A 1357-nucleotide genomic window follows, 5' to 3' on the forward strand; every position below is an offset into this window, starting at 1 on the left:
CGGCCGACTCAACGCCGAGCACTGGGTTCAGCTGCGGACCACGAACCCGATGGAGTCCACGTTCTCCACCGTCCGACTGCGGACCAAGGCCGCCCGCGGTGCCGGCAGCCTGGCCGCCGCCCTTGCGCTGGTGTTCAAGCTCGTCGAGTCCGCCCAGGAGCGCTGGCGGGCGATCACGGGCGCCCACCTGGTGGCCCTGGTCCGCACGGGCGCCAGGTTCGTCAACGGCGAACTCGTCGAACGCCCCGACGACCAATACCAACCCGAAGCCGCGTAGCATCGGATGAGTTCTCGGCACGGAAGGGGTCGACACGGTGATGACTACGAAGGTGCTCGAGACTCCCGAGGTCGACCTCGTCTACGACATCCACGGCCCGCTGCCGACCGCCGATGGACGCCCACCGCTGGTCATGATCGGCCAGCCGATGGATGCCAGCGGCTTCGGCACATTGGCATCGCACTTCCCTGACCGCACCGTGGTCACCTACGACCCGCGCGGCCTCGGTCGCAGCACCCGCAAGGACGGCCGGGTCGACCATGCGCCCGGGATCCAGGCTGCCGATGTGCATGCCGTCCTCGAGGCGCTCGGCGCGGGTCCTGTCGAGATGTTCGCGAGCAGCGGCGGTGCGGTGACCGCGCTCGCCCTGGTGGGGGCCTACCCCGATGACGTGACCACCCTGGTGGCGCACGAGCCTCCGCTCATTCCGGTGCTCCCCGACGCCCAGGCTGCTGAGCGCGCCCGGGCCGGCGTCCGGGATGCATACGAGGACAAGGGCTCGGGCGCGGGTATGGCGGCCTTCATCATGATGACGTCGTGGCAGGGCGAATTCACCGACGACTACTTCGCCCAGCCCGCGCCGGATCCCGCCGAGTTTGGGATGTCGACCAAGGATGACGGCTCCCGGGACGACCCGCTTCTCTCCGACCGGTCTTGGGCGGTCAGCAGCTACCGGCCCGACGTCGACGCGCTTACCGAAGCGCGGACACGCGTCGTGATCGCAGTGGGCGAAGAGTCCCTGAACACCTTCACCGGACGCACCTCGGTGGCGACGGCCGAGCTGCTCCGTCAGCAGCCGACGGTTTTCCCGAGCCACCACGGCGGCTTCGTCGGTGGCGAGTTCGGCTACGCCGGGCAGCCTGAAGCCTTCGCGCGCAAGCTGCGCGAGGTCCTCACCGACGCCAGCTGACGGTCGTCCTTCTCCGTATCGTTCGTCTGACCCCCAGCACTCGGACATGGCAACCGACGGCCACGACCAACCGGAAGCGGCCTAAAAGTTCTTCATTCACAGGTCTTGATGCGATGAAGGGGCGAGGCCTCCACCCCTCGTGAGGCCCCGGGTAAATCTCAGGTACTCAC

The 1357-nt window shown here is 68.3% G+C and carries 1 protein-coding gene and 1 pseudogene; both read left to right on the top strand.

Annotated elements, in window-relative coordinates:
• Nucleotides 1-277, top strand: a pseudogene (locus tag VXC91_RS45680) (IS256 family transposase); the annotation flags it as partial.
• 40 nt (nucleotides 278-317) lie between these two features.
• Nucleotides 318-1187, top strand: coding sequence for an alpha/beta fold hydrolase (locus tag VXC91_RS45685; protein ID WP_329513225.1), 870 nt, complete (start codon nucleotides 318-320; stop codon nucleotides 1185-1187).
• The last annotated feature ends 170 nt before the right edge of the window (nucleotides 1188-1357 follow it).

The organism is Streptomyces chiangmaiensis (assembly GCF_036281785.1).
Classification (GTDB): Bacteria; Actinomycetota; Actinomycetes; order Streptomycetales; family Streptomycetaceae; genus Streptomyces; species Streptomyces chiangmaiensis.